We start from the raw sequence: 5228 nt of genomic DNA, 5'->3' as shown, positions 1-5228 counted from the left end.
TTCTTCCACCCTCGGTCCAGGCCGTGCCTGGTCCGGGTCGAGGGGCGGACAGCCCCCGCGGGGTCCGGGGCAGCGCCCCGGCGCGGCGACCCCAAAGCACCCCCATCGGTGGTAAGACGTTCGTCGGACCATGCTGACCCTCGAAGCCCTCTTCGCGCAGCCAGACAACCACCGCGTGTTTCGATGTCTCGGGCTCCGGGGCCCGGGGGATGTCCGGTGCTTCGAGGCGGGCACGGATGGGAGCCCCTTCGATGAAGGGGGCCAGATCTTTTTTCATGACTATGGCCGCGACTGCCCCGACGCGTCGCGGTGCACGCTCGGCCTGTTCAACGTCATGGCTCACGAGCGGACAGCGCGTATCTTCGCGCTTCACCAAGGGCGCCTCACCGTCGCCCTCCGCCGCGGAGATCCTCGTCATGGCGGCGATCCCCTGGAGAGGTTGCGTGGCGAGACGTTCGATGGCTCGGTCGATCTGCGCGCGCTCGGTCCGGGCTGGGAGCTGTTCTACGGCAACGATGAGCTCGACGATCCGGGGGAACCGTTTCGATTGGCCTACGAGCTCGCGGGACGCTTGGACTCGGTTATACTGCCGCGGTGATTCGAATCTCGCTCGGCTTGGTCTCGATCGGCGTCGCCGTGCTCTCGGGCTGCAATGCAGAAAGGCCTGTTCCCGTCGCGGCGCCGGCCGTCGTGCAGGCACCTTCGACCGCGGCTCCCGCTTCGGTCGAGACCGCGGCTCCTGCGCCGGCCGAGAAGCCACCGCCTGCGCCGTCGATGCCGCTGCGGATGGCCTCGTACGACAGCGGGCTCTGCGATCTCGTGGTGACCCCGTCGCATGTCTACTGGCTCGAGATCCACGATCGGCGCTCCTCTCCTCCCCCGAGTAAGGGAGGCGGCTCGGGCGCCTATGGCGCGGCCCTCATGTGCGACGAGGCCGGCGGCACACTCACGCGGACGTCGAGACGTGACGGCGAGAAGGTCACGCTCGTCAAGCTCGACTACCGCCCCTATGACTTGACCGCGCGTGATGGGACCCTCTACTGGACCGGCGCGCCGTGCACCGGTGGGGCGCGCGGTCAGGACGATCCGGATTGGTTCTGGTCCTATCGCGACGGCGCGTCGTCCGAACCGACGACGATTGGCGCCAAGGATCGGAGTTATCTCGGCATCATCGCCTCGGAGGCGAGCGTCTTCGTCTCCGATCGCTTCGGCAAGGGCGGCGCGCTCCGCGTCGACGAGGCGCATCCCGATGGCGAGCCGATCTTGCCGGACAACGAGCAGCCCTGGCTCATCGCCGCGGATGGGCGGAGGCTCGCGTGGACCGACCGGAGCTGGCAGCTCGCGCTCACCGACCTCGCCACGCGCTCGACGACCCGAGGAGCTCCGCTCGACGCAATGCCCATGGACGGCAGCGCCTTCGCAAACGGTTGGCTCGTCCGCACGACCGAGGCGATCCTCGTGATCACCGCCGATGGCAAGACGGTGCGAAAGCGGTTCACGATCAGACCCTACGGCGACCGGGGAAACGGCGCGTTCGCCGGCGGCCGCTACTATTACTGGGCGGATGGCGACGATACCCTCTCTCGCTTGGACGTCACGACCGGAATGGTCGCCCGCGTGCGCGCCCCGGAGGCGAAACGAGCCTGCGGCGTCGCGGTCGATGGGGACACGATCTTCTGGGCCGACCGCGGAAGAGAAGCCGTGTTCGCCTGGCGAACGAGTATCTTCGACGAGACCCCGCCGGAGGATCCCTGAAATGCTCAAAATCGATCACATCGGCCTCGCCGCCCACGACGCGCAGACGTCGGCCAGAGACCTGGCCGCGATCCTGGGCGCGCCCGAGCCGACCGTCGACGGCGCCGACGATGACATGTACCGCATCGACCTGGAGCACGGCGCGTTCCTCCTTTTCAATGCGGCGACGACCGTGAACCCGGAGCACATTGCCTTTCGGGTCGACGCGCGTCGGTTCGCCGAGGTCGTGCAGCGGCTCGAAGCGCGCGGCTTGCCGTTCGGCAACGAGCCGGACGATCCACGCAACGGAAAGACCGAGGACCCCCTCGGCGGCGCGGGCCGGGTCTACTTCGTGGACGCGAACGGGCACCTGTTCGAGGTGACCTGCTAACGGCAGCGCCCGGGCCATCGAAAAATTCCCGCCCGACTTCTCCGCCCCGTCCCCCTCCGAGGGCGAGATCGAGGCCCCCGAAAAAAAACTGCGACGCAGGGACGCGCCGAGCATCTCCCGGACGCTGGGCCTGTGCTCGCGGTGCCGTGCGGCGCCATGAGCACACTGACGCCCGGGGTAGCTGAGCATGAACCAAAGACCTCTCGGAGGGCCTCGAATCATGTCGCCTCGTTCCTTTGCGAGCGCCCTGCATTGCATTGCGCTCGCTCTTGCGCTTACCGTCGCGCTGGTTTTCCCACGCGAAGCGGTTGCCGCGACGACCATCGCCGGCGGCACCATCGCCACCCAGACCTGGACCGCCGCGGGCAGCCCCTACAACGTCCAGGGAGACGTCACGGTGCCGAGCGGCGCCTCGTTGACCATCGAAGCCGGCACCGTCGTGCGGTTCGCGAGCAGCGACGGGCAATCCGGCGGCACCGACACGGCCCGCATCGAGCTCATCGTGCAGGGGCAACTCAACGTCAATGGCACGGCGGCGAGCCCCGTGCAGTTCCTGGCCCAGAACGGGTCGGCCGTGGGCACGTGGTTTGGCATCCGCGCCGGTGCGGCGAGCACCGTCACCATCTCCGGCGCGTCGATCGCCCATGCGAGGCAAGGCGTCACCTCGAGCGCGGCGGGCATGGGTCTCGCCGTCTCCGATACCACGATCACCGCCACCACGTATGGCTTCTACCTCCTCGCCGGCACGCCGACGCTCACGAACGTGAGCGTCAGCGGCGGCTCGGTCGGCATCGACATCGCGGGGTCCGCCGCAGCGACGATCAACGGCTGCACGATCAATAACAATACCAACCGCGGCATCAGGATCTTGACGACGGGCGTGACCGCGGTGAACACCATCAACAACTGCGTGGTCCGGAATAGCTTTTACGGGCTCGATCTGTCGGCGGAGTCGAACGGCATCTCGACGGTGAACATCACGGGCGCCACGATCCACGAGCAGTCCCGCGGCGTGTCCGTCTCCACGTCTTCGGGCGCATCGACGACGGTGAACCTCAAAAACTCGAACGTGACGGACAACACCACCGGCATCTACGGGGCGGGCGGCGCGGCGACGGTGAACGTCACGTATTCGAACGTCTGGGACAACACGACGAACTATTCGAATGTGACCCCCGGCCCGGGGTGCTTTTCGGCGAACCCGCTGTACGTGAACCCGCTGTCGGACCTGCGGATCACGTCGAATTCGCCGTCGAGGTTCGCGGGGGACGCGGGCCAGGACATCGGGGCGCTGCCGTATGTGAATGACGCGACGCCGGGGTATCACGGGACGCTCTGGACCGATACGACGCTGACCTTGGCAGGCTCGCCGTATACCGTCGCGGGGGACATCACGGTGCCGCCGGGCCGGAAGCTCTCGATCGAGCCGGGCGTGGTGGTGAACTTCTCGAACGGCGACATCATGATGGCGGGCACGGACACGGAGCGCGCCGAGATCCGGGTGCGGGGGACGCTGGAAGCCATCGGGACGGCGGCCGCGCCCATCACGCTGCGCGCCCTCGTGGCGGCAGCGCAGAACTGGTATGGCGTGCGGGTGCTGTCGGGCGCGACGGCGGCGACGCTGACGCACGTGAACGTGCGGTACGGGTACAATGCGATCCATTCGAGCGCCGCGGGCGACGTGCTCGGGCTTTTGAACGTCACGACCGACACGTCGCTCTACGGCCTGCTTCTCGACGCGGGGGCGCCGCTCATCAAGAATTTCACGACCAGGAGCAACGATTACGGGATCACCGTGAAAGGCAATGCGTCCCCCACCTTCTCGGGCCTGACCGTGAGCGACAACGAGTGGGATGGCGTTGAGTTCCGCCCGGAGAGCGGCACCGCCACGATGACGATCGAGAACGGGCTCTTCCGCAACAACTGGGACAACATCAGCCTCAACGCCACGAGCACCGCGACCGGCACGCTCAACGTGACGAACACGACGGTCCACGGTCCAGGCGCGTTCGGCGTGACCCTGAGGGCGGCTGCGAATGCGACGGCGATCGTGAACGTCAAGAACAGCATCATCATCGGGACCACGTCGGGCATCTACCGGGACAACACGACGGGCACGACGACGGCCACCGTCACGTACACGAACGTCCTCGGCACCGAAGAGAACTACGATAACGTGGTGCCAGGAACGGGCTGCATTTCGCAGAATCCGGGCTTCGTGAACGCGCCCTCGGACCTGCACCTGGCCATGGGCAGCCCGTGCATCGACATGGGCACGTCGGCGGGCGCCCCCCTCACGGACCTCGACGGCAATATGCGGCCGATGGACGGGGACGGCGCCAATGGCCCCGCGGTCGACATGGGCGCGTACGAATTCGTGCCTCCCTTCTATTGCGGCGACGGCGTGGTGAACGGCGCCGAGGAGTGCGACGACGGGAACGCGTCGAACACGGACGGCTGCCTCACGACGTGCAAGACGTCGGGCTGCGGCGACGGCTACGTGCAAGCGGGCGTCGAGGAGTGCGACGACGCCAATGCGTCGAACGCGGACGCCTGCACCACGACCTGCAAGAACGCGGCGTGCGGCGACGGCTTCGTGCAGACGGGCGTCGAGGCGTGCGACGACGGCAATGCTTCGAATACGGACGCGTGCCTCGTGACCTGCAAGAATGCGGCGTGCGGCGACGGCTTCTTGCAGGCCGGCGTCGAGGCGTGCGACGACGGCAACCAGATCGACAACGATGCCTGCCGGAACAACTGCAGCCTGCCGGGCTGCGGCGACGGCGTCGTGCAAGCGGGCGAGGATTGCGACGACGCGAATCAATCGAACGACGACGCATGCACGAGCACCTGCAAGACGGCCACGTGCGGCGACGGGTTCGTGCAGGACGGCGTCGAGGAATGCGACGACGGGAACACCGCGTCCAATGACGGCTGCGCGTCCGACTGCAAGACCGAGTCGTCGGGGCAGGGCGGCGGGGGCGGTGCTGGCGGCGGGGGTGGCGCTGGCGGTGCTGGCGGCGCGGGTGGCGCGGGTGGCGCGGGTGGCGCGGGTGGTGCTGGCGGCGCTGGTGGTGCCGGTGGCGAGGGCGGCGCGGGCGGT

4 protein-coding genes are annotated in these 5228 nt (G+C 67.9%); all 4 read left to right on the top strand.

The window, feature by feature from the left end:
* Window positions 1-130 precede the first annotated feature (130 nt).
* On the top strand, window positions 131-598 hold the full coding sequence (locus tag QHF83_RS52805; protein WP_282425789.1) for a hypothetical protein: 468 nt from the start codon (window positions 131-133) through the stop codon (window positions 596-598).
* A complete protein-coding gene (locus tag QHF83_RS52800) occupies window positions 595-1755 on the top strand; it encodes a hypothetical protein (protein WP_282425788.1) in 1161 nt (386 codons plus the stop codon). Before QHF83_RS52805 ends, QHF83_RS52800 begins: the two co-directional genes overlap by 4 nt.
* Before the next feature lies 1 nt (window position 1756).
* Window positions 1757-2125, top strand: coding sequence for a VOC family protein (locus QHF83_RS52795; RefSeq protein ID WP_282425787.1), 369 nt, complete (start codon window positions 1757-1759; stop codon window positions 2123-2125).
* A 220-nt stretch (window positions 2126-2345) separates the two neighbouring features.
* Window positions 2346-5228, top strand: a 2883-nt coding sequence (locus QHF83_RS52790; protein ID WP_282425786.1) for a DUF4215 domain-containing protein, incomplete at its 3' end; no start/stop codon positions are given.

It is taken from the genome of Polyangium sp. 15x6, assembly GCF_029960785.1.
GTDB lineage: Bacteria > Myxococcota_A > Polyangia > Polyangiales > Polyangiaceae > Polyangium.
Note: the sequence above shows the minus strand (reverse complement) of the source record. Positions and strands in the feature narration are given on the sequence as shown.

Coding starts and splice junctions, on each gene's coding strand:
- QHF83_RS52805 (WP_282425789.1), top strand. CDS start 131: ATGCTGACCCTCGAAGCCCTCTTCGCGCAGCCAGACAACCACCGCGTG.
- QHF83_RS52795 (WP_282425787.1), top strand. CDS start 1,757: ATGCTCAAAATCGATCACATCGGCCTCGCCGCCCACGACGCGCAGACG.